Origin of the sequence: Arthrobacter sp. ov118 (assembly GCF_900116495.1) — a bacterium.
Classification (GTDB): Bacteria; Actinomycetota; Actinomycetes; order Actinomycetales; family Micrococcaceae; genus Arthrobacter.
This window is the reverse complement of record NZ_FPAY01000001.1, coordinates 47,860-70,089: the sequence shown is the minus strand read 5'-3', so window position 1 is coordinate 70,089 and position 22,230 is coordinate 47,860. Positions and strand designations below refer to the sequence as shown.

Sequence of the window (22,230 nt, the reverse complement as noted above, 5' to 3'; positions counted from 1 at the left end):
ACGATGAATAACATTGCCCCGAGCGCTGATGTTTCGGACCGCGCAGTGCTGGGCGCCGGTACCAAGATCTGGCACCTGGCCCAGGTGCGTGAGGACGCCACCCTGGGAGAAAACTGCATCGTCGGCCGCGGCGCCTACGTAGGCACCGGTGTCCACATCGGCGACAACACCAAGATCCAGAATTACGCGCTGGTCTACGAGCCGGCCAAGCTGGGAAATGGCGTCTTCATCGGACCCGCAGTGGTCCTCACGAACGACACTTACCCCCGCTCCGTCAGTCCCGACGGATCCTTGAAGAGTGCGCACGACTGGACCCCGGTGGGCGTCACCATCGAGGATGGAGCGTCAATCGGTGCTCGAGCCGTCTGCGTGGCGCCGGTGACGATCGGTCGCTGGGCCACCATCGCCGCGGGCGCCGTGGTCACGAAGGATGTACCCGCCTTCGCCTTGATGGCCGGCGTGCCGGCCAAACGGCTCGGCTGGGTCGGCAAGGCTGGCTTCCCGCTGCGTGAGGCGGAGGGGTTTTGGGTGTGCCCCGAGACGGGTGCCAAATATGTTGAAGAAGAAAATTTCCTGAAAGAGGCAGAGGACAACGCATGAGCCCGGACTTTATCCCCGCAGCCAGGCCGATCATCGGCGATGAAGAGCGGGCGGCCGTTGACGCCGTGCTCGCCTCCGGGATGCTGGCCCAAGGCAAGCAGGTAGCGGAATTTGAAACGGAGTTCTCGTCCGTGCTCGTCGACGGCCGCGCGGCCGTCGCCGTGAACTCCGGCACCTCCGGTCTCCACCTCGGTCTCCTCGCCGCCGGCGTTGGCCCCGGCGACGAAGTGATCGTGCCGTCCTTCACCTTCGCCGCCACCGGCAACGCCGTTGCACTGACCGGCGCGACCCCGGTCTTCGCTGACATCGAACTGGACCACTACACCCTGGACACGGACCACGTCGCTTCGCTGATCACGGAGAAGACCAAGGGCATCATGCCGGTCCACCTATACGGCCACCCCTTCGACGTCGAGGGCCTCGGCAGGCTTGCCGCGGAGCGGGGCATCGATCTTTACGAGGACGCAGCCCAGGCCCACGGAGCAAGCTTCAACGGTAAGAAGGTGGGCAGCTTCGGCACCTTCGCCATGTTCAGCCTGTACCCGACGAAGAACATGACCTCCGGCGAGGGCGGCATGGTCACGACGTCGGACCCCGCCGTCGAGCACAAGCTCCGGCTGCTGCGCAACCAGGGCATGCAGAAGCAGTACGAGAACGAGATCGTCGGCTTCAACGCCCGCATGACCGACCTGCACGCCGCCATCGGCCGCGTCCAGCTCACCAAGGTGCTCGGCTGGACCGCGCAGCGGCAGCAGAATGCGGCATTCCTCGACGCCAACCTGGAGAACGTCGGGATCCCGGCAGTCAAGGAGGGGGCGGGACACGTCTACCACCAGTACACCATCCGGGTGACCGAGGACCGCGACGGGATGGCCAAGGCGCTGCGGGACGAGTACAACATCGGAACCGGCGTGTACTATCCGGTCCCGAACCACCGGCTGCCGTCCTTCAACCGGACAGAAGACCTGCCCAACACGGAGACGGCCGCCAAGGAAGTGCTCTCCCTGCCGGTTCACCCGTCCCTGAGCCAGGACGACCTCGACCGGATCGTCACTGCCGTCAACGCCGTCGCAAAGGCCGGTGCCTGAGATGGCGAATCTGCGCGTAGGCCTGATCGGGCTGGGGATGATGGGCCGGCACCATGCCAGGGTCCTTCGCGAGCTGCCCGGCGTCGACCTGGTGGCTGTGGCGGACGCCTATGGCGACCCGCACGGCGTGGCCGGCGGCCTGGACGTGCTGTCCTCGGTGGAGGAACTCATTGCCCAGGGCCTGGACATGGCGGTCGCCGCCGTCCCCACGGGGATGCACGAGGAAGTCGGCCTGGCACTGGCCGAGGCCGGCGTCCACACCCTCGTGGAGAAGCCGATTGCCGAAAGCGCCGCGGCCGGCCAACGCCTCGTGGATGCTTTCGAGGCCAGGAACCTCGTAGGCGCGGTGGGTCACATCGAGCGCTTCAATCCGGCCCTGCAGTCCCTGCGGAAGAGGATTGAAGCGGGCGAACTCGGCGAGGTTTACCAGATTGCCACCCGCCGGCAGGGTCCCTTCCCGTCGCGCATCGCCGACGTCGGCGTCGTGAAGGACCTGGGCACGCACGACATCGACCTCACCGCCTGGCTCGCCCGGAGCCGCTTCGAGTCGATCTTCGCCCATGTCACCACGCGCAGCGGCCGTCCACACGAAGACATGGTGGCGGCGACGGGGCAGCTGGAAAGCGGCGTCATCACGAATCACCTGGTGAACTGGCTCTCCCCGATGAAGGAACGCCTGACAATCGTCACCGGCGAAAAGGGCGCTTTCGTGGCCGACACGGTCACGGCGGACCTGACGTTCTTCGAAAACGGCACCGTCGCCACGGAGTGGGAGTCCATGGCAGCTTTCCGGGGGGTCTCCGAGGGCAACATGACCCGGCTTGCAATCGCCAAACCAGAACCGCTGCGTACCGAGCACGAAGCCTTCCGCGACGCCGTCCTGGGGCTGCGCAACGACGTCGTGACCATGCGCGAGGGCCTGGACACGCTCGCCGTTGCCGAGGCCGTGCTGGAGTCCGCGCGCACCGGGCAGATGGTCAAAGTCGTCGCCTCGTGAGGGCCCGTCCCGGATTGAGGGTCGCGGTCGCCACCCGGCTTTTCACGCCCGAAGTGGGAGCCGCTGCCTTTCGTCTCCAGGCTCTTGTAGACGGCCTGGTGGCCGCGGGCGCGGAGGTTCAGGTCGTGACCACCCGCGCCCCCGGCGGAGCCTCGGCCGGCAGCGTCCCGTTCAGAATCAGCCGCTGGCCCGTCTTACGGGACCCGGGCGGCAACGTCCGCGGCTATCTGCAGTACCTGAGCTTCGACATACCGGCCTTCTTCCGCCTGCTGGTTCAGGGCGCGGATGTTGTTGTCTCCGAGCCGCCGCCCACCACCGGACTGGTGGTGGCCCTCAGCAGCTGGCTGCGTCGCCGGCCTTTCGTGTACTACGCAGCGGACGTGTGGAGTGAAGCACTGTCGGCAACCGACGTGCCCGGCGTCGTCATTGCCATAATGCGGCGCGTGGAAGGGTTCGTGTTGCGACGTGCCGCCTGCGTCATCGCCATTTCTGATGCCGTGGCCGAGCAAGTCTCGAAGTTCGACGTGCCGGCGGACCGGCTCCGGGTGGTGGCCAACGGGGTCGACACCTCGGTCTTCAACCCCCAAGGCGAGGCCGCGGTCAGTGAGCGGCCCTATTTCGCCTACACCGGAACCATTTCGGAATGGCAGGGAGCCGACGTTTTTGTCCGCGCACTGCCGATCGTGCAGCGGAAATGTCCGGACGCGGAGATCCGCTTTTTCGGGCAGGGCACCGACGAGCCGGCCCTCCGCGCGCTGGCGGCCCAGATCGCTCCCGGGAGCGTTGTTTTCGGCGGAGTCGTTCCGCCCCGGCAGGCTGCGGCCTGGCTGCGGGGAGCCGCGGCAGCACTCGTCAGCATCAAGCCAGACCAGGGCTATGACTTCGCCAAGCCGACCAAAATCTATGCGGCCGCAGGATGCGGGACCCGGGTGATATTTGCCGGTGCCGGCGAGGGGGCAGCAGTGGTGGCCGACAACGGACTCGGCGACGCGGTGGACCATGACCCCCATGCCGTGGCGGCTGCAATGATCGCCGCGCTCGAAGGCGAGGACTCCGGCCGTGGCGTCCGCTCGCAGTGGGTGGCGGACCATGCTTCCCTCGCGGCGGCGGGCCAGGCAGCGGCGGCGATCGTTGCCACGGTGGCGAGGACGTCCCGATGAGAATCCTGGTGGTCACCACGTGGTTCCCGAGCCCGGGGTCGCCGGCCCAGGCCCCCTTCAATCTGGAGCACGCGAAGGCCATCCAACTCCGGCACGACGTGCGCGTGCTGCATGTGAGGCTGGGCAGCCGGCAACCCCCGGCCGCGGAATCATATGCCGGCCTGCCCGTCCAGCGGGTCTCCCTCGACCCGCGCCGGCCGTGGACGGCACTGGCCCTGCTCCGCCTGCTGCTGCGGGAAAGCTCGACGGCGGATGTGCTGCACACGATGGCCTTTTCCTCGGCACTTGTGGCGGCCCTGCCAGCGGTCTTGCGACGGACGCCGTGGGTTCACTCAGAGCACTGGAGCGGTGTCACGAACCCGCGGAACGTCGCGGGGATGTGGCCACATTTCGCCTGGTTGCGCTGGGTTCTTCGTCTTCCGCACGCCGTGACGGGAGTGACCTCTGAACTCGTGGAGAAATTGCAGGCCTTCGCACGGCCGCAGGCTGCGGTGCTGGTTCCCTGTGTAGTCGCCAACGACCGTCCCCTGCAGCCGCTGCCCGCAGGTGAACAGCTGCGCCTGGCCGCTGTTGGCGGGCTGGTTCCGGGAAAGCGGCCGCTGCTGGCCATTCGGACCATAGCAGCGCTCAAGGAATCAGGCCACGACGTGCACCTCAGCTGGGTGGGGGACGGACCCCTTCGCGGCGAGGCCGAAGAACTAATCGACGGGTTGAAGCTCGGCGGGAACGTCACACTGGTCGGCACGGTCCCACCGGCCGACGTCTTCGCGTATTTCGAACAGGCCCATCTGTTCTTCCTCCCCACGGCGCACGAGAACTTCTTCACGTCCGCGGCCGAGGCCCTCTCCGCCGGACGGGCCGTCGTCGTTCCGCGAGTGGGGGGATTCACCGACTACGTGACCGCCGCGAACGGCGTCCTGGTGGACAACGCCTCGCCGGAGTCCCTGGCCGCCGCGATCGTGGCGGCCCGGGGAACCTTTGCGGGGGTCGAACCCTCCACCATTGCCGAGCCCATCCGGGCCAGGTTCAGCCGAACCAGCGTCGGCCGGCTCTTCGAGGACGTCTACGGCCGGGTAGTCGCCACCACAGGACAAACAGAACGGAGCCGGCGTGGATAATGGTCCAACCGATGTGGTCCCTGCGGTAGACGTCGTCATCGCCGTGCACAGCAGCACCCGACCGGCAGCAAGGGCGCTCGCTTCCATTGCGTCGGCCGGCCTGGCGCTGAACGCTCCAGAAGGAGTCCGGGTCACCGTCGTGTGCCACAACATCTCCAGGGACGAGATTTCGAGGAACGTTCCACCTGAGCTGGCTGCAGCCACCAGGTTCCTGGAACTCCGCGACGGGATTCCCAGCCCTGCCGGCCCCTTCAACTATGGGCTGCAGCAGGCTACGGCCGAATTCGTGTGCATTCTTGGCAGCGACGATTATCTTGAGCCCGGCGCCCTTCGCCAGTGGCTGGAGCTCGCTCGCAGCCACTCTTCCGCGATGGTCATCGCCCCACAACGCCATGCCGGCGGAGCGCTGGTGCGGACACCGCCGGTCCGGGTTGGCAGGCGGTTCAACCTTGATGCGGTCAAGGACCGCCTGAGCTACCGGACCGCGCCCCTGGGCCTCCTGCGACGCAGCGAAATCCAACGGCTCGGCCTCGAATTCAGCGGCGATCTGCGGACGGGGGAGGACCAGATATTCTCGGCCAAACTATGGTTCGGCGGCGGGCGGATCGACTACGCCCGGGGGACAGGGAAATACGTCGTTGGGGCCGACGCGGAGGACCGCGTCACAGGTCAGCGACGGGAAATTGGCGAGTTGTTCGCCTTCGCCCTGGAACTCGTCGCCGACCCTTGGTTCGTTGCGCTTCCGCAGGCCCAGCGCCAGGCCCTGGTGACCAAGTTGCTCCGGGTTCACGTATTTGGCGTGATCCTGCCCCGCGCGGACCAAGGCGGCTGGACGGAGGCGGAGCGCGAAGAACTCGCCCGCGTGGTCCGTGCACTTCTGGCCGCGGCGCCGGGGGCGGAGCGGCCCCTGTCCCGGGCCGACGCCCGGCTGCTGCGCAGCATTCTCACCCTTAGCCCGTCGGCTGAGATGCTGGCGGCAGCAGCAGCGCGCCGCAAGTTCGGACGGCCGCAAACCCTGATTGCCTCGAGCCTGGCAGCCCAGCTGCACCCGGAAGCGCCGCTGCGGTTCATGGCGGCCTCCGCGTTGCTCTAACGCAGCGGGGCGGGAACGGACTTGTTTGTCCGGCCGTTCCCGCCCCGCGGAGGCGCCTGCGCCTCCTACTGCCTGCCGAACTCCGCGTTGAAGTTCAGGAGCGTGTCCACGATCTTCTCGGCGGCGTGTCCGTCGCCGTACGGAGCCGCGTCCGTAGGCTCGGGAGCGGGCCGCTTCACCGTGTCGGCAAGGACGGAGAGGTCTTCGCTCACCAGGACGTTCCACCGCGCTTCGAGGGTCTCAACCCACTCCGTCTCGGGACGGATCGTCGTGCACGGGACCCGCAGCAGGAAGGCTTCCTTCTGCAGGCCTCCCGAGTCGGTGATGACACCTGCACTGTTGACCACGGCGTTGACCAGCTGCGGATAGGCCAGCGGCGGGCAGACCCGGATGCTTCCCTGCTCGAGGGCCAGTCCGTGACGTTGGGCGAAACTGACCAGGCGCGGGTGGGCCAGCAGGAGGACCGGGCGGTCCAGGGAGGCCAAGGAGGCAAGGATGGATTTGAGGCGGGCCGGCGAGTCCGTATTGTCCGGACGGTGGATGGTGCTGACGTAGTATCCCTGCGGGGCCACGTCGAGGGGGAGCGGCTCCTTCCTTCTTTCCAGCAGGGCGCGGACCTGGAACAGGACGTCGGTCATGACGTCGCCGACGAGGACCGTTTTGGTGGCGAGGCCCTCGTTGGCCAAGTGGTCAACGGCCACCTGGGTGGGGGCCAGCAACAGGTCCGCCGCGTGGTCAGTGAGGACACGGTTATGTTCTTCAGGCATGCGCCGATTGAAAGAACGCAGCCCGGCCTCCAGGTGGGCCAGCGGTATGTGCATCTTGACCGCGGCTATCGCCGCGGCGAGGGTGGAATTGGTGTCGCCATACACCAGAACGCAGTCCGGTTTGGCCTCTTCGAGGATCTCTTCCAGGCCGCCGAGCATGGCCCCTGTTTGTGCGCCGTGCTTGCCGGACCCCACACCCAGGTTGAAATCGGGCGCCGGGATCCCCAGGTCACGGAAAAAAACATCACTCATGAGTTCGTCATAGTGCTGGCCGGTGTGGGCAATCAAGTGCTCTGCCCGGCCGGAGAGGGCTGACGCGATCGGTGCGAGCTTTACAAATTGTGGTCTTGCGCCGACGACGCTGAGAATACGCATGCCCCCAGCTTAGGCGATTGCGGTGCCCGGCCATGGCGGGCTGTGATCCTGCGCACGGGTCCAAACCGGACGCAGCATGGTCAGCACGCCGTGATTTTGTACAGTTTGGCCGCGCCCTGATGGTCCACGAGTTCGACCTTTGCGCCCGGCGTGGCTGCCACGTTGTCGAACGCTGGATAGGCCTGGGCCTCCACGAAGTTGAGGATGTAGAAGCGGCCGAAGTCGAGAATATAGTGCACGTGTTCTTGCTCCGCGAGTCGACAGGTTTCAGCCCCGGTCTGCGACGTCGTTACGTCCATTGCAATCTTGCGAAGATCTTCGTCGGGCCCCGGCGAAAGATGGTACTGGGTGACGTGGCGACCAGAAATGGCGTAGGCCAGCGTTCCGCCGTTGAACGGGTTGACGCCGATAACGGCGTCTTTCGGAACGGTCGCATCGAGCCGGGACATCAGGGCGAATTCATCACTGGATACCGCCCAGCCCGGGTAATAGGAATAGGAGTTCTTGATCTTGGTAGATATTGCGTCCAGTCCGGGGCTATGGACGCTACTCACCAGGGTGGAGAGAGCGAGCGCCAGGATCGCGGCTGCTGCGATGGCGTACAGGCTCCCGGATCCCCTGAATTCAGGGAGCCCGAGCCGCCGGCCCGTGGAGCGTTTCGAAGCGATGCGCCGAAGCCATCCCCTGACCGCGGTCACTAGGCCGTCAGCACCCACGCTGCCAAGAACAATCATGAACAACGGCACCAAGGCCGCGAGCCGGTAGGGGTCCTGGTACCAGGAGCCGATCGTAAAGTGCCGGAAGCGACCCTGATACATGACGACGGCGACGACGTAGAGGGCAGCGGCAATGAGTCCGCAGGCAATAATCCAGCCACCCCTGCGCCGCCAGATGATCGTGATTATGCCCAACAGGGCTGCCACCGAGGCGACCATCGTCTCTCCGCCGCCAAGCAGCGTGCCGGTCGCGACGTCACCCACAGCCTGGTCCAGGGTCCGGCTGGGTTTCCAGCTGTCAAAGTTCAGGAGCAGGGCCTGCCAGACGAGGAGGAAGGCCGCGGCCGAGGCAAAACCCCACAGGACTACGAGCGCGATTGGCCGGAAGCCGGCTTTGGTGCGGACGCGGACCCGCAGCTGCGAGAACCACGCGGCTGCGATGAGGGGGACGGAGAAGGCCAAGAGTGCCGTGACACCGTTGGGCTGCGAAAGGAACAACGCCGCAACTGCAATGAGCAGGAAGGACCAGAGGCTGACGTCGTCCAGGAATCGTTCGCGCCCGGCCCTGAACAACCCCACAAGGACGAGCAGCGCCAGCGGCAGCAAGCTGTAGGCAAGGGTGTTGGGGTAGAGCGGGCCCCACTGGAGCAATTGGAAGGGGAACATCCAGAAGCCGCCGCTCAGGGCGCCGGCAACCACCAGCGGCAAGACGCGGGGACCGGTGATGCCCCGGACCAACATGATGCAGGCGAAGGGCCACAGGAGGGCGCTCACAGCTACGATCACGGCGTTCTCGCTGACAAAGACGTCGCTGCTGGTCAACTGGGCAACGAGGGCCGCCAGGGAATGCCACACGGACGGATAGATCGCGATCCCGGCATCCGGGCTGAGCATCCGGCCTAACGTCAGTGACGAGGCGTTGCCGGTCTCGAGGATGTACCGGATCGCATTGAGGTGAAAAATGTTGTCGTACACTTGGCCGAAGTTTCCCGGCTTGCCGATGGCCGGGAGGAGGCGCGTGAGTATCAGGACCGAACCTGCCACCATGCCGCCCAGGATGGCCGCCCACTGGACGGCAGGCGCCGCCGAGGCCGGCGCGACGGGGGCAACCCGTCCTCTTAAAAATCTCCGGAGCAGGAAAGCCAAGCCGGTGCAGACAGCTGTCACGAGCAGATAGCTGAAAAGTCCCCAGCCCAGCCGGAGCAGTCCTCCCACCACGCCCGCGAGCCCGATGAGGCCGCAGGATGCCAAAGGGGACATTGCCGCGGAGGCGAAGCCCTTGGCGCCCAATGCCCTGGCCAGCACTAATCCGGGAAGGAACATCAAGAGTGCGGCCACGGCGATAGCGGGAAACGCCTGCCCCCAGTTCATTAATGCTCCTGCCCGTCCGAAATTACCGACTCGAGTCTAGCAAGCCGGGCGGGTACCCTTGCGCGCGGAAGCCTGCGGCGGCGGAGGGACGGTGGCGCGGGTTCCCTTATCGCGGGGTTCCTTGTCGCCGGAGCTCTTTTTGTCGCCGGTTCTCTTTTAGGGTGCGGCGGGCGGTGCTGTGAAAACGCCGGTCGTGGCCCGCACTCTCTCGGTGAGGTAGTGGCGAAGCGTCGAGTCGCGGGACAGTGAGTCCCGCAGCCGTGGAGTGAGCAATGCCCCCATCCGTCCGGAGCCTCGGTAATCGGCCGCCAGGGTGCGCAGTTGCTGAAGCTCGCCGGCCGAGCCCGCGGCCCCGATGAGTGCCCGGTCGCGCCTGCTGATACTTGGAATGGAACCGCCGGCGAGGGACAGGACCCTGTCGGCCACTTCGCGCCAATACCGGCTCTCCTCGGGATCCCACAATGGTGGCCGGCCGGGGGAGTCGGGGGCGTCGGCGCGTCTGAGCAGGGCCCCGACGCCGTGCACCCGCAGGACCTTGTGCGCGATGGCGCGCCTTTCCGACGTCGATGCCCGCCGCAGCCAGTCCGTGTCAAGCAGGTGTTCCAGCCACGCGAACTCCTGTCTTAGCGGCCGGATAGAGCTCGTTACGCGGTCTGGCCCTGAGTCGTCCGTCTGGCGATACGCGGGCGCGCCGTACGGATAGCAAATGGCTCCGGAGCGGAACCAGAGCCGCAACGTGGGTTCAATGTCTTCGCCGGTCAGGATGCCCTCGGTGTAGCCAAAACCCAGGGCGAGCAAACTCTCCCGGCGTAACAGGCCGTAGGGCACGCTGCGGTATGCCAGCCCGTCCCGGAGCGGGTGGAGGACCCGGGGCTTGGACGGTCGAATTCGCGGGGACCCGAGGATGTGGCCCGAGGGTGTCCGTAACGGTGCGATCACCGCGGCGGCAGAGCGCTTTTCGGCCACTTGCCACCAGGACAGCAGCGAACCAGGTTCCAGGTAATCGTCTGAATCAAGGAAGCTCAGGTAGGTCGCATCGCTGCGGCTCAGGGCGTAGTTGCGGGGGCCGGCCGGTGACGCCACGCCGTCGGCGTGGGTGAGATACGTGACGCCGTCGCCGCTAGCCGGAAGTTCAGCCGCGGATCCGGGCTGAGGCAGGCTGTCCGCTGCAAGGTTGTGCAGCACCACAGTCACGTGCAGGTCGACGCCGCGGACGGCCAGCGCGGAGCGCTGGTCTAGGGCGGATGCTATCCCGCGCGCTACCGGCCGTGCGGGATCATGGACCGGTATGACGACTTCGATGCTTTGGCGCATGGACTAAGCACTCCTGAACGAGGTTATTTGGGGAGTCCCGCGATAACCTTACTGGGTGCCAAACGAAACTCGGGATTCCGTCCGCGCCGCCCGGGGAACGTCCCCCGCAGCCGCCGAGGCAAGGCGGCAGGGATGAAGGCCGATCCTCATGTACTGCAATTCAACGATTGCGCTTTCGTGGCCCGAACCATGGTCCGGGCCGCCAGCCGGGCAGGCAAGAAGTGGGACTACCTGCCGCCCGAACTGGTGCGCCCCCTGACTCCTGCACCGGCCAATCCGGTCCTGGCCCGGGCGCGCTTCGTTCCGTATGTCGCCCGCAGGTCCGCGAAGCTGTGGAAGGCGGACGTCGTCCATGTCCACTACGCCACCAGCGCGCGGCTGCTGCGCGAACGTGGTATGCCGAGCCGTCCCTACGCCCTGACCTTGCACGGTACCGACATCCGCAAACAGTGGAGAGATCCTGCCTTCCACGATGAGATCCAGCGTGCCATCGACGGCGCCGCGCACGTCTTCTTCGCGAACAACGACACCGCTGAAAACGCCCTGGCGGCACGGCCGGACGCCGAATTCCTGCCCGCCCTAGTTGACGCTGCCAGCCTCCCTGACTGGCGGCCGGACGCCCGGCCGACCATCCTCTTTGTCTCGCGCTGGGACGAAGACAAGGGGGTGGAGCGGCAGTTGAGCCTGGCTCGCCGGCTCCGACGCGCAGTCGGTCCCGAAGTGCGGATTCTCGGACTGAACTGGGGGCCGGGGGCCGGGCGGGCGGCGGAGGCCGGTGTGACGCTGTTGGACCGCATGTCGCAGGAGGAATACCACCGCGTCATGTCCGGGGCCCATGTCGGCGTCGGCCAGGCCACCAACAATTTTGCCACCAGCGAGTTCGAAGCCCTGTGCATGGGCGTGCCGCTGGCCGCCCTGGGGACGCGGCTGGCGCGGCCGGACGACGGCTCGACGCCCCCGGTCTTGGAGGGAACGGAGGACCAAGTCGTGGAACAGGTCCTCGAAGCGCTTAAGGACCCGCAGGCTGCTGCGTGCGCATTGGGCGGGTCAACGTGGGCGCTGCCCAGATACGACGCGGCAGCATACGTGGACCGTCTGGCGGATCTCTACCGGGGAATCGCCGGCCGCTAGGGAACTGGCCGCCAGCCCGTGACGGGCCGGCGGCGCCGGCGATTGCTTACAGCGCGCGTGCCTCCGGGCGCGCCACCTCTCCTGCGGCTGGGGCGCCGTCCGGGTGGTAGAGGCCCGCGAGGGCAGCCTGCTGGGCGAAATCCGGATTGTCGCGAACGACCTCGTCGAAAATTCCCTGCGAAACGATGGTGCCCTCCTTCATGAAACAGATCTGGTCGTTATGCCGGATCGTGGAGAGACGGTGAGCCACGGAGATTACGGTGATCTCGCCGTGCAGCTCGCTGATGGCATTGGCGACTGCGGCTTCCGTGGACGTGTCCAGCGCACTGGTGGCCTCGTCGAGCACCAGGACCAAGGGGTCCATGTACAAGGCACGTGCAATGCCCAGACGCTGGCGTTGTCCGCCTGAGAGGGCCAGGCCCCGTTCGCCGACCCGGCCATGGATTCCGCCGGCGCGGGTATTGATGGTGTCGAGGAGCTGGGAGCGTTCCAGCGCCGTTCGAACTTTGTCCTCGTCAATGTCGCCGCCCCAGCTCAGGGCCACATTCTGGGCGACTGTGCCGTCGAAGATTGCCACGTCCTGGGGCACATAGCCCACGCGCTTGCGCCAATCGGACAGCACGTCCTCGAGCGGCACGCCGTCCAGGGTCATGGTGCCTTTCGACGGGGTCAACAAGCCCAGGAAGATATCGATGAGGGTGGACTTGCCGGCTCCCGATTGGCCCACGATTCCCACGGAAGAGCCGATGGGCAGCCTGAGGCTGATATTGGTGACCGCCGGACCCTCTGCCCCCGGATAGGTGAATTCAACGTCCTTCAGTTCAAGCATTTTCGGTTCGCTGGTGATGGGGGTCTTGCCAAGCTTCTCGGCGTTTTCCCTGAAGACGGCCGCGTCCTTGATGTCCCGGATCACGATCTCGGTGTAGGGAAGAGTCGACTGGATCAGGGTCATCTGGCCCTGGACCGTGGTGAGCGCCGGCACCAGCTTGAATCCGGCCAGGCCGAAGATCGCCACCGACGACATGGCCGTTTCCATGCCGCCGATCGTGTAGCCAACCGCCCCGATCAGCAGGAAGCCGCCGATCAGGGCCATGTCGATGACAAATCTTGGGACCGCGCTCATGAACCTGATATTGGACCGTGACCGGGCGGCGCGTTCGCGACTATGCAGGACGATGCCGCCTACTTCTTCAGCCTTGTCGCGGAGGGTGATTTCCTTGAGGGCCGCGAGCATTTCAGCCACCAGGGTGGACATACGCTGTGCGGCGTCGCGGTTCACCTTTCCTGCCTCATACGACTTCTTTGAGAGCCATAGGTAAAGGAAAGCCGCGATGATCCCGAGGTAAATGACGGTGGACAAAGCGGTCTGCCAGGATGCAGCGACCAGCACCACGAGGACCGATGCGAAAGTCAGCGCCTGCGCCGGCAGAGCTACAGCCGGGAAAAGCACTCCCGATACGGTGTTGGCAATTCCGACGTCGATCATCCGGACAAGCTCGGTGGTAGACCGTTTCATCCTTTCCGTCCACGGGGCACGGATGTAGCTCTGGAAGAGAATGGACCCAATCTCAAGTTCATAGTCGGCAAACTTGCGGGTGGACACCCACTGCAGCCAGATATTGAGCACGGATTTCAGGATCATGACCATTGCCGAGGAGACAAGAATCAAAAGACTCGTCTCCTGGCTGACGGTTCCTACAACTGGCAGGGTCATCGTCCCGCCCTTGAGGATTTGGTTCAAGACCAAAGCAAAGACGCCCAGCGCCGCCGAATCGAGGAGCGAGAGGACCGCCGAGAGCACGCCGAAGAGAGTCAGAAACCGCCTCGCGTTATCGGGCAGAAGAGGCAGCAGCTCGCGCATCGTGCGGCGCAGTTGTTTCAAGGAGTACTCCAAAACGGCGGGGAAGAATCCTTCCCATAGTACGCGGGGTGCTGCCTGGGCTCCGGTTCTGCCGGCCCCGCGGCAGTCGCGCGACTGCCGGATCCAGGCCCCGCCTCAGCCCTTCCGTTCGCGCCGCGGGCCGCGGCGCCGCCCGGTTCGATGGTGTCGTCTGTGGAATACTTGGTGGGTGAGTCGCACTTGGATAGTCATACCTATGTACAACGAGGCCTCCGTCGTTGGCGGGGTGATCGACGGAGTCCGCAAGGAGTTTCCGAATGTCGTGTGCGTCGATGACGGAAGTAGCGATGGCTCGCAGGATGTGGCCAGGCAGGCCGGCGCAGTTGTGGTCCAGCACCCCGTCAACCTCGGCCAGGGTGCGGCCCTCCAGACGGGTTTCGAGTACGCGCTGCAGGATCCCGAACTTGACTGCATCGTAACGTTCGACGCCGACGGTCAGCACCGGGTTGAGGACGCCAAAGCAATGGCTGAGCGTGTGCGGACAGGCGAAGCCGACCTGGTTCTGGGCTCACGGTTCCTGGACGGCCGCACGAAACTTTCCCCGGCCAAGCGTCTGGTGTTGCGGACCGCCGCGATCCAGTCCCGGCTGGCCACCGGAATGGCGCTCACGGACGCGCACAATGGCCTGCGCGCCATCGGTCCGGAGGTCGCCCGCAAGATCCACCTCACCCAGAACAGGATGGCGCACGCCTCTGAGCTGATCCATCAGGTGTCCGAGATCAGCCCGCGCTGGGTGGAGCACCCGGTGGAGATCATCTACACCGATTACTCAAAGGCAAAAGGCCAGTCCCTGCTGAACTCCGTCAACATCATCGCTGACCTCCTGTTTAGGTGAGAAATTGCAGATCATAGTCCAAGTAGTTCTCGTACTTGCCGTCGTCATCGTCTCCCTCGCGCTCATGCGCGGCGGTTCGAATGCCCGGCACCTGGCCATCCGCCGGATAATGCTGGTGATTTTCGCGGTTGTGGCCGCGTTGTCGATCTTCTTTCCGGAGCTACTGACCATGCTCGCCCGTTCCCTCGGGATCGGCCGTGGCACGGATCTTGTCCTCTACGGGCTGATCGTCAGCTTCATGGTTTTTATGGCCACGACCTACCAGCGCTTCCGGCACATGGAGACAACGCTCACCCAACTTTCCCGGCGCATCGCCATTGACGAAACCCCCCGCCCCTGGCTCAAGGATGCGCCGCCAGCGACCTCGGACGTGTTCTCGGAACGGATGCAGGAGAGCGAGTGACGGTTCTCAGGGCACGCCCGGAAGCTAGCGCGGCCGTCGCTTCGCCTCGCGACTACTCCCTGGACATACTGAGAATTCTCAGTATTTGTGGTGTGGTAGCGATCCACCTCTTCGGGTACGTTATGGGCCATTCCGAGCGCGGGTCGCGCAACTGGTGGCTGGGGGCGGCCCTGGATATCCCCTTCATCTGGGTCGTGCCGGTTTTCGTCATGATTTCCGGTGCACTCCTGCTGGCGCCCCAGGACCGGGTCCTGGAACCGAGATCGTTTTACCGCAAACGGGCGGTGCGGCTGCTGCCGGCACTTATCGTGTGGCACCTGGTCTACCTGCTTGGAGTCCGGTGGCTGATGCGCGGTGAAGACCTGCCACCGGCCAGGGCGGCCCAGTTGCTCTATGACGGCGCCGTCTTTACCCAGCTGTACTTCCTTTGGCTGATTCTCGGTCTTTACCTGGTTGCCCCGCTCATCACGGCGTTCCTGCAGAACGGGGGACCGCGGCGGGCGCAGATCCTTGCGGCTGCCCTGTTGGCCGCCACAGCGCTGGCTTTCATGGCTCCCGGAATCGCAGGGTCGCTGGGCTTCGCCAGGCCGATCAGCCTGAACATCTTCACTCACTGGCTGCCCTACGTTGGCTATTTCGTGGCCGGCCGCGCGCTGCGGGGCGTCTTGCTCAGGGGCTGGTCGCTTTTCGCCGCGATCGTGGTCGCAATTGGGTTGGCGGGACTCTGCCTGTGGCAGTACGGACACCAGGGACAGGCGGGCTTGCTGAACGTGGTGTCGCCGGTCAGCTACCTCTCGCCAACGGTCATGGTGTTGGCCGTGGCGGTATTTCTGTCGGCCAGGTCCATTTTCAGCCGCATCACGCCTGCACCCGCGGCCGGGCGGATGCTCGTGACCATCTCCGCAGCTTCCTTCGGCGTATTCCTCGTGCACCTGCTGGTCTTCGAAATCATCAGGCTGAACGTGCCGGCGGTCTTCGACGGCAGGTCGGTCGTGGCAGCCTTCGCAAGTTACGCGGCCACGCTGGTCCTGAGCTTTACCATCGCTGTCCTGGCATCCCGGATTCCCTTTCTGCGGAACATTTTTTAGCGGCGGGCATTCACGCACCCGCTTGCCGGCGGGACGCTGCCCGGCGTGAAGGGGTGGCCTCGGGGTCTGGAATGATGGAGGCATGACTGCCTTGCCCCGACTTCTCATCATCTCCTTCTCGCCGATCCGGTCTGACCCGCGCGTGCTCAAGCAGGTGGGGCTCTTCAGCGGCAAGTATCACCTCATCACGTGCGGTTACGGGGCCGCGCCGGATGGCGTGGATGAACATTTTGCATTGTCGCCGGATGCGATCGGCTGGCCTTCGGACAGGATCGGGCTGCTGGGCCGTCGCTACCGACGCGCCTATGACCAAATGTCGGCGGTGCAGCAGGCGCGGAAGCTGCTGGCAGGCGTTTCCGTCGATGTCATTCTTGCCAATGATCTGAACACGCTGCCGTTGGCCCTGGAACTGGAAGCGAAGTACGGGGTCCATTCCGATCTCCATGAGTTTGCGCCGAAGGAAAAGGACGACGACCTCAAGTGGCGCCTGTTCGTCGCACCGTACATGCGGTGGCTGTGCCGCACGTACCTGCCCCGGGCCCGCTCTCTCACCACGGTCGCGCCGGGCATCGCGGCGCAGTACACCCGGGACTTCGGGGTTGCGGCGGGCGTGGTCACGAACGCAGCGCCCTTCGCGGAGGGAGCGCCTCGGCCTGTCGGGGAGACAATCAGGCTGATCCACAGTGCTGCGGGGCAGCGCTACCGGAAGCTGGAGAACCTGATTGAGGCGATGCGCAGCGCGCCGTCCGGGGTCGAGCTGGACATGATCGTGATGCCCAACGAACCGGATTACGTCGCCGAACTGAAGCAGGCGGCGGCTGACGTACCGGCGGTGAAGTTCCGCGATCCAGTGCCTTATGCCGAACTCGTTCAGACTTTGAGCGGATATGACGTCTCGCTGGTGTTCCTTCCCCCGACGAATTTCAACATGGAGAACGCCTTGCCCAACAAGTTCTTCGAGGCGGTTCAGGCCCGTCTGGGCGTGATTGTGGGACCCTCACCGTCGATGGTGGAGATCGTCAACCAGTACGGTTTTGGCACGGTCACTCCGGACTTCACCCCGACGGCGCTGGCCAAAACAATCCAGTCGCTGGACCGCGGGCAGATCATGGAGTGGAAGCGGGCGGCGGACAGCGCCGCCAAGCCGCTGGCAGCGGAATCTCAGCTCGGGATCTGGGAAGCCGCGATCCGCGCGTTGCTGCCTGCCTCCGATTCCGCGGTTTCCTGAGGTGTTGCGGTCCTTCATCGCACATTGGTGGACGGTGGCCCTGGTTGGCTTGGTCGCTTTTCTGTTTCGGCTCCTGCCGCTCACAAAGTCCAACGCTTTGGGAGGATTCCGCGGATATGACGACGGAGTGCATTACGCCTCGGGCGTGTATCTGATTTCCGGTGCCCTCCCGTATCGCGATTTCGTGCTGGTTCATCCGCCGGGCATCAGTGTGCTCATGGCACCTTTTGCCTGGATCGGATACATGACCTCGGACCGCTGGGGAATTGGCCTCGCGAGGATTCTTTTTGTGGTAATCGGGACGTCCAGCGCAATGATCGTCGCGTCTCTACTGAGATCCCGCGGAATCGCCGCCAGTCTTGTTGGCGGCGGCCTTTATGCGGTGTGGGTGGCGGCCAACATTGCCGAGCGCTCCATCATGCTCTCCGCGCTTTTGAATGTCTGTCTCCTCCTTGCCTTCCTGTTCCTACGCAAATACCACAGTGACCGCAGAGCGCGCTGGCTGTTTCTGGCCGGGGGGATGCTGGGGCTGGGCCTGAGCTTCAAGCTCTGGGCCGTAATTTCCATCCTTGTCCTGGCCATCTTCGTTGTGGTGCGTTTCGGGCGACGTGGATTGCTGGCGTTCTTGGGCGGGACAGTTTCTCTCGCGCTGGCGGTAGCCGGCCCGTTCTTCCTGGCGGCGCCGCAGGCGATGTTCCAGGACGTCGTCCTGGCGCAAATGGGACGCTCGGATGTGCGCAAGGGGATCGAGCAGCGGCTGGAATTTTTTGTGGGTTCACCGGTGCCGACGGTCGTGCTCTGGATTTTGGCAGCGCTGCTTCTCATCGCCGTCCTGGCCCCGTGGATCGGGGCCGCCGTTGCGCGGAAGCAGTATTTCACAAACGATGATGCCTGGTGTTGGGCCCTTCTCGTCGTGACGCAAGCGGCGGCCCTACTGACCTCCGGCAGTTTCTTCGACCATTATGCGAACTTTGTGGCGCCCACGATCGCGCTGACCTTGGGGGCCTTCGTCGGTTCGCTGGCTCGCCTGGCTGGCCGCGTGGCCCCCCGGTCTGGGCCGGGGATAGTCGCAGTTCTCGGAATTGCCGCCCTGGTACCGGCAGGCATCGCAGGTTTCTCGCTAAATCCGCCTCCGTTGCAGGGTGTTAGTGAAACTGCGGTTGCCAAGGCGGTGTCAACGTATCAGTGCGTGTGGGCTCCCTTCGCCTACATGTCCGTTGTTTCTGACTCTCTCAGCCGCTCAGTGGCCAGGGGATGCGGTCCCTTGGTTGACTATTCCGGAGTGAAAATGATGATCGGTAGCGGTCCCAAGGAGGGCAGTGCGTTCGATGTTCTTCGCTCGACTGACAGCGGGGAAGAAACGAAGCTGGCGGCGGCGGAGGCCGCGGTGATCGGCGCCCCTCACTCCCGCTTTCTGATATCCAAGGGCATGGATGAGGTCCTGCGTTCAAAATTCAGGCTAGCCACACGCAGCAGCAACCTGGAGGTCTGGGTACGCCGCTGAGTCGCTTCAGGACAACTCACGCCACAGGCGCCAGCATCCTCGATGCCGGCGCCTGCGGCTTCTCTAGTAGGCGGAGGTGGCCATGGAGACCACGCTCGATGACGGCAGGGTTCCCGCTGTGGTGCGGGTGCCCCACCTGCTTCCCGCGACTATGGGGTAGTAGCTCAGCTGGCCGTTCGACAGCAGCGCCATGACACCCTTGGAGCCGGCGCCCGCAAAGCCTGACGTGCTGGAAAACTGCTTGAAGTACTGCCATGATGAGCCGATAGTTGTCCGCGTCTCGGAGATGAAACCGCTCTGGCCGTTGGAACGGTAGAGCCGCATGGCGCCGAGAGAATTGACCGCAACCAGATCCTGGTTGCCGTCACTGTCGAAGTCGGTCATGGCAATCTTCAGGCCACCCCAGCTCACCCCGATTTTCACGGGGGCGCTGAGGGCACCGCCGGAAACATTGGCCCAGTAGTACAGGGCGCCGTCCGCTCCATAGCCGACGAGGCCCGGATAGCTGCTCGCCTTGACCCACCGGCCGGTGACAAAAGTCGTCTGGGCGAAGCCAGCGCTGGCGAGGCTGAGCGGGCCGGTGAAGCCCCCGGTCTTGGCACCCAAGTACACGCTCAGGGCACCCGAGGACCACTGTGCCAGCACATCGGGCACACCGTCCTTGTTCCAGTCCAGAACGTGGAGGGTCTTAGCGGTGGACCAGCCGGTGCCGATCGGGTATGGCGATTTCAAGCCGCCGGTTCCGTTGGCCGGGTGTGCCCACAGCTTGCCGGCGTCGACCCGGACGACGTCGGACGTCGTGGAGAGAGACTGCTGGCGGATGATGGTGGTGCTGCCTGCGATAAGGATCGTGTTCCATCCGGTCGCCAAGGCCTTTTTGGTGCCCAGGACGCCCTTGGCCAGCGGGTAGTAGCTGAGCGCGCCGGTTGTGTCACGAGCGAGCAGGCCCGTGGACCCAGACCCGGTGAAGCCACGAGCGGGACTGATGCTGTTCATGACCGACCAGCCGGTGCCGAGCAGGGCGCGGTTCTCGTTGATGAACGTCCCCGAACCGTTGGAGCGGTAGAGCGTCATCTGACCGAGGTTGTCCAGGGCGGTGAGGTCTTGGCTGCCGTCCCCGTCGGCGTCCAGCATGGTGATGTCCGTGCGGGCAAAAGTCGTGGCCAGGGCTGCTGGGGCTCCCAGGGTGCTGCCGGCGGCGTTGCTGTAAAACGCCACGACCCCGTCCGGTCGGCGGACAACCAATCCGGGATACTTGGAGCTCTTCAGCCATGGTCCAAAGGTGAGGTCCGCTCCGGCCAATCCCGAGAGCAGAACCGTGGGGGCTGAGAAGCCGCCGGCGGACAGGCCTTTGCGGATCGTCAGGGCACCGGCGTTGGTCTGGACCGCCAGGTCCTGGGTGCCGTCCCCGTTCCAGTCGAGAACATGCACGGAGGAAATTCCGGTGAAGCCTGCTCCAATCTTGACGGGCGAGCCAAGGACTCCGGCGCCGGTCGCGCGTCGGTAGAGACTGCCGTCCGGGTAGGCGCTGACGACGTCGGACGCGGCCTTAATGGAAGGGCTAGCCGCCGGCGTCGGGCTTGGCGGGGCGGAGGGGACTTGACCGTTGATGTTCTCGCCCCCGGCGATCAGGAAACTGCCCCACGACGATCCAATGATGGTGGAGGCTCCCCAGCTGGAGTTCCCCGGAACGGGGTAGTACCGAAGGATGCCGTCACGGCTACGGGCCATGATGCCGGTCGCCGCGTAGCCCTTGAAGGAGAAAGTAACGCTCACGCTGGTCATCTGGTTCCATGAGCTGCCGACAGTCCGGCGCGATTCAGCGATGAAGGAGCCCGAGCCATTGGAACGGTACTGCCGCATGATCCCGGCCGCGTCTTGGGCGAGGATGTCCTGGTTACCGTCGCCGTCAAAGTCGACCATGGTCAGGTTGAGGTTGTTCCAGCCGCCGCTGATCTTGCTGCCCGCGCCGACGCCGCCGCCGGAGCTGTTGCGCCAGATGGCGAGGTTGCCGGCGTCGTCCCGGGTGAGGACTTGAGGGAAGTAACTGTTGCTCAGCCAGTATCCGATGGTGAGCTGGTAGCCGGCCCAACCGGAGGCCGCCAGCACAGGTCCTGCCGAGAAACCGCCGGAAGCGACACCGAGGTAGACGTTGACCCGGCCGGATGTCCATTGAGCGACGACGTCGAGGACGCCGTCGGCGTTCCAGTCGATAACGTTGATCGAGCGGAGCCCCCTCCACCCTTGGCCGATCTGCTTCCGGGCACCAAGAGTGCCTGTGCCGGTGGCCGGGTAGTCCCACAGGGCGCCGCTGGCATCGGCCGCTACGACGTCGCCGGTCGACATGATCGAGGGCTTCAGGACCGCCCCGTCGGCAGTGGAGGCGAATTTCTGCAAGTTGGCGTAGCTGCCGTTCCAAGCGTTGGAGTCGCCGGCGAAGGGGCCCGTGCTGCTGTATTGCCAGACGCTGTAGGTTCCCCAGCCGTTCGGCACATTGCCGACGTACGTGGAGTAGGACGCCAGGTGAAGCGGCTGGTTTCCGAAGGCACCCGAGTTGGCGGTGCACTGCGACCACCAGTTCGCGGTGGTGTAGATCATGGGCAGGCGGCCGGTCCGGGACAGTACGCGGTTGGAAAAGTCCTTGAGCCAGCCGACCATGGCGGCCGCGCTCATGTTGTAGCAGGTGTTGCCGAGAGTGCTGTAGGGGTTGTATTCGATGTCCAGCAGCGGCGGCAGGGTTTTCCCGTCGGGACTCCAGCCCCCGCCGCTGTTGACGAAGTAATCCGCCTGCGCCGCGCCGGTGGAGATACTGGGAAGCGCGAAATGATAGGCGCCGCGGATGAGGCCGGCGTTCAGGGCGCCGGAGTACTGGGAAGCAAAAACGGGACTGCGGTAGCTGAGGCCTTCGGAGGCTTTCACGTACGCGAAGCGGGCGCCCATGGAGTATTGCGCCGGCCAATTCACCGTTGGCTGGTAGCCGCTCACGTCCAGGCCTTGAATGCCGGGGGCCCGCCACGTGCTTTCGATCTGCAGGGACTCTGCGACAGCTGAAGAAGCGCTGGACCGGGGGGAGCCGGCCAGCCGGGTTTTCAGGCCCTGGCCCATGTACGCGCCGTTTGTTCCGATGGCCGCGTTGAGCGCCTTCATGTCAATGGCTCCCGGAGCGGTGCCCGTCACTGGCGGCGACGGCGACGCCGTCGGGACCGGGTTGGGCGCCGGCGTGGCTTCAGCCGTTCGCACACTGCTGGCCGCCGGGTTTTGGCTTGCGCGGGTGGGCGCCGGGGCAGTTGGGGGAGCTGAGGCGGGGGCCGGGGCAGACGGGGGAGCGGACGGCGCCGGTTCAAGAGCCCAGGCCTGCACCGGAAGGCCGAGTGCGGCTACCGCGGTGACCACCACGACGGCAACGGTCCGGAGCCGCGAGGTGCGGCGAATCGACAGGGGCGTGTTCGGCTTCATGCGTCTCTCCCGAGCGCTAGCGTGCTCCGCAAAACACGCTAACTAGTTCACCATGACCGGTCATCCGGGAGTCGGAAGCCGATACG

17 protein-coding genes are annotated in these 22,230 nt (G+C 65.2%); 12 read left to right on the top strand and 5 right to left on the bottom strand.

Annotated features, from left to right (window positions below):
• Positions 1-3: 3 nt before the first annotated feature.
• From BM372_RS00325 to BM372_RS00300, 6 genes are read left to right on the top strand one after another with little or no spacing between them, the layout of a single operon-like run.
• The gene (locus BM372_RS00325; RefSeq protein ID WP_090950368.1) at positions 4-600 is read left to right on the top strand and encodes an acyltransferase; all 597 of its coding nucleotides are present in this window, start codon (positions 4-6) and stop codon (positions 598-600) included.
• The gene (locus BM372_RS00320) at positions 597-1,688 is read left to right on the top strand and encodes a DegT/DnrJ/EryC1/StrS family aminotransferase (protein WP_090950365.1); all 1,092 of its coding nucleotides are present in this window, start codon (positions 597-599) and stop codon (positions 1,686-1,688) included. The genes BM372_RS00325 and BM372_RS00320 overlap by 4 nt, the downstream gene beginning before the upstream one ends.
• A gap of 1 nt (position 1,689) precedes the next feature.
• Positions 1,690-2,685: a Gfo/Idh/MocA family protein gene (locus tag BM372_RS00315; protein ID WP_090950362.1), complete on the top strand. Its 996-nt coding sequence runs from the start codon at positions 1,690-1,692 to the stop codon at positions 2,683-2,685.
• Positions 2,682-3,845: a glycosyltransferase family 4 protein gene (locus BM372_RS00310; RefSeq protein ID WP_090950359.1), complete on the top strand. Its 1,164-nt coding sequence runs from the start codon at positions 2,682-2,684 to the stop codon at positions 3,843-3,845. Before BM372_RS00315 ends, BM372_RS00310 begins: the two co-directional genes overlap by 4 nt.
• A complete protein-coding gene (locus tag BM372_RS00305) occupies positions 3,842-4,963 on the top strand; it encodes a glycosyltransferase family 4 protein (RefSeq protein WP_090950355.1) in 1,122 nt (373 codons plus the stop codon). The genes BM372_RS00310 and BM372_RS00305 overlap by 4 nt, the downstream gene beginning before the upstream one ends.
• Entirely contained in the window at positions 4,956-6,056 is a 1,101-nt protein-coding gene (locus tag BM372_RS00300) for a glycosyltransferase (RefSeq protein ID WP_143111402.1), read from the top strand. Before BM372_RS00305 ends, BM372_RS00300 begins: the two co-directional genes overlap by 8 nt.
• 65 nt (positions 6,057-6,121) lie before the next feature.
• Here BM372_RS00300 and wecB read toward each other — a convergent pair whose 3' ends face one another.
• The 3 genes from wecB to BM372_RS00285 form a co-directional block, all read right to left on the bottom strand.
• On the bottom strand, positions 6,122-7,198 hold the full coding sequence (gene wecB / locus BM372_RS00295) for a non-hydrolyzing UDP-N-acetylglucosamine 2-epimerase (protein WP_090950350.1): 1,077 nt from the start codon (positions 7,196-7,198) through the stop codon (positions 6,122-6,124).
• An 80-nt stretch (positions 7,199-7,278) separates the two neighbouring features.
• Positions 7,279-9,285 (bottom strand): DUF6541 family protein, encoded by a 2,007-nt coding sequence (locus BM372_RS00290; RefSeq protein ID WP_090950348.1) that lies wholly within the window; start codon positions 9,283-9,285, stop codon positions 7,279-7,281.
• A gap of 156 nt (positions 9,286-9,441) precedes the next feature.
• Entirely contained in the window at positions 9,442-10,599 is a 1,158-nt protein-coding gene (locus tag BM372_RS00285) for a glycosyltransferase (RefSeq protein ID WP_090950345.1), read from the bottom strand.
• 132 nt (positions 10,600-10,731) lie between these two features.
• Here BM372_RS00285 and BM372_RS00280 point away from each other — a divergent pair, with 132 nt between their 5' ends.
• Positions 10,732-11,730, top strand: a complete 999-nt coding sequence (locus tag BM372_RS00280) for a glycosyltransferase (protein ID WP_090950342.1) — start codon at positions 10,732-10,734, stop codon at positions 11,728-11,730.
• A 46-nt stretch (positions 11,731-11,776) separates the two neighbouring features.
• Here the strand turns inward: BM372_RS00280 and BM372_RS00275 are convergent, their stop codons facing one another.
• Entirely contained in the window at positions 11,777-13,612 is a 1,836-nt protein-coding gene (locus BM372_RS00275; RefSeq protein WP_090952791.1) for an ABC transporter ATP-binding protein, read from the bottom strand.
• A gap of 214 nt (positions 13,613-13,826) precedes the next feature.
• On the opposite strand from BM372_RS00275, the gene BM372_RS00270 reads away from it, so the two are divergent.
• The 5 genes from BM372_RS00270 to BM372_RS00250 all read left to right on the top strand — a co-directional run bounded on the left by BM372_RS00270 (position 13,827) and on the right by BM372_RS00250 (position 18,688).
• Positions 13,827-14,465: a glycosyltransferase family 2 protein gene (locus tag BM372_RS00270; protein WP_090950339.1), complete on the top strand. Its 639-nt coding sequence runs from the start codon at positions 13,827-13,829 to the stop codon at positions 14,463-14,465.
• Between the two features lie 4 nt (positions 14,466-14,469).
• On the top strand, positions 14,470-14,868 hold the full coding sequence (locus BM372_RS00265) for a DUF2304 domain-containing protein (RefSeq protein WP_090950336.1): 399 nt from the start codon (positions 14,470-14,472) through the stop codon (positions 14,866-14,868).
• Positions 14,865-15,956, top strand: a complete 1,092-nt coding sequence (locus tag BM372_RS00260; RefSeq protein WP_256213967.1) for an acyltransferase — start codon at positions 14,865-14,867, stop codon at positions 15,954-15,956. Before BM372_RS00265 ends, BM372_RS00260 begins: the two co-directional genes overlap by 4 nt.
• An 82-nt stretch (positions 15,957-16,038) precedes the next feature.
• Positions 16,039-17,184 carry a glycosyltransferase family protein gene (locus BM372_RS00255; RefSeq protein ID WP_090950331.1) on the top strand — a complete coding sequence of 382 codons (1,146 nt, stop codon included), beginning with the start codon at positions 16,039-16,041 and terminating at the stop codon, positions 17,182-17,184.
• Positions 17,185-17,188: 4 nt separating this feature from the next.
• A complete protein-coding gene (locus BM372_RS00250) occupies positions 17,189-18,688 on the top strand; it encodes a glycosyltransferase family 39 protein (protein WP_143111401.1) in 1,500 nt (499 codons plus the stop codon).
• 63 nt (positions 18,689-18,751) lie between these two features.
• Here the strand turns inward: BM372_RS00250 and BM372_RS00245 are convergent, their stop codons facing one another.
• Entirely contained in the window at positions 18,752-22,144 is a 3,393-nt protein-coding gene (locus tag BM372_RS00245; RefSeq protein ID WP_090950325.1) for a GH25 family lysozyme, read from the bottom strand.
• Between the last annotated feature and the right edge of the window lie 86 nt (positions 22,145-22,230).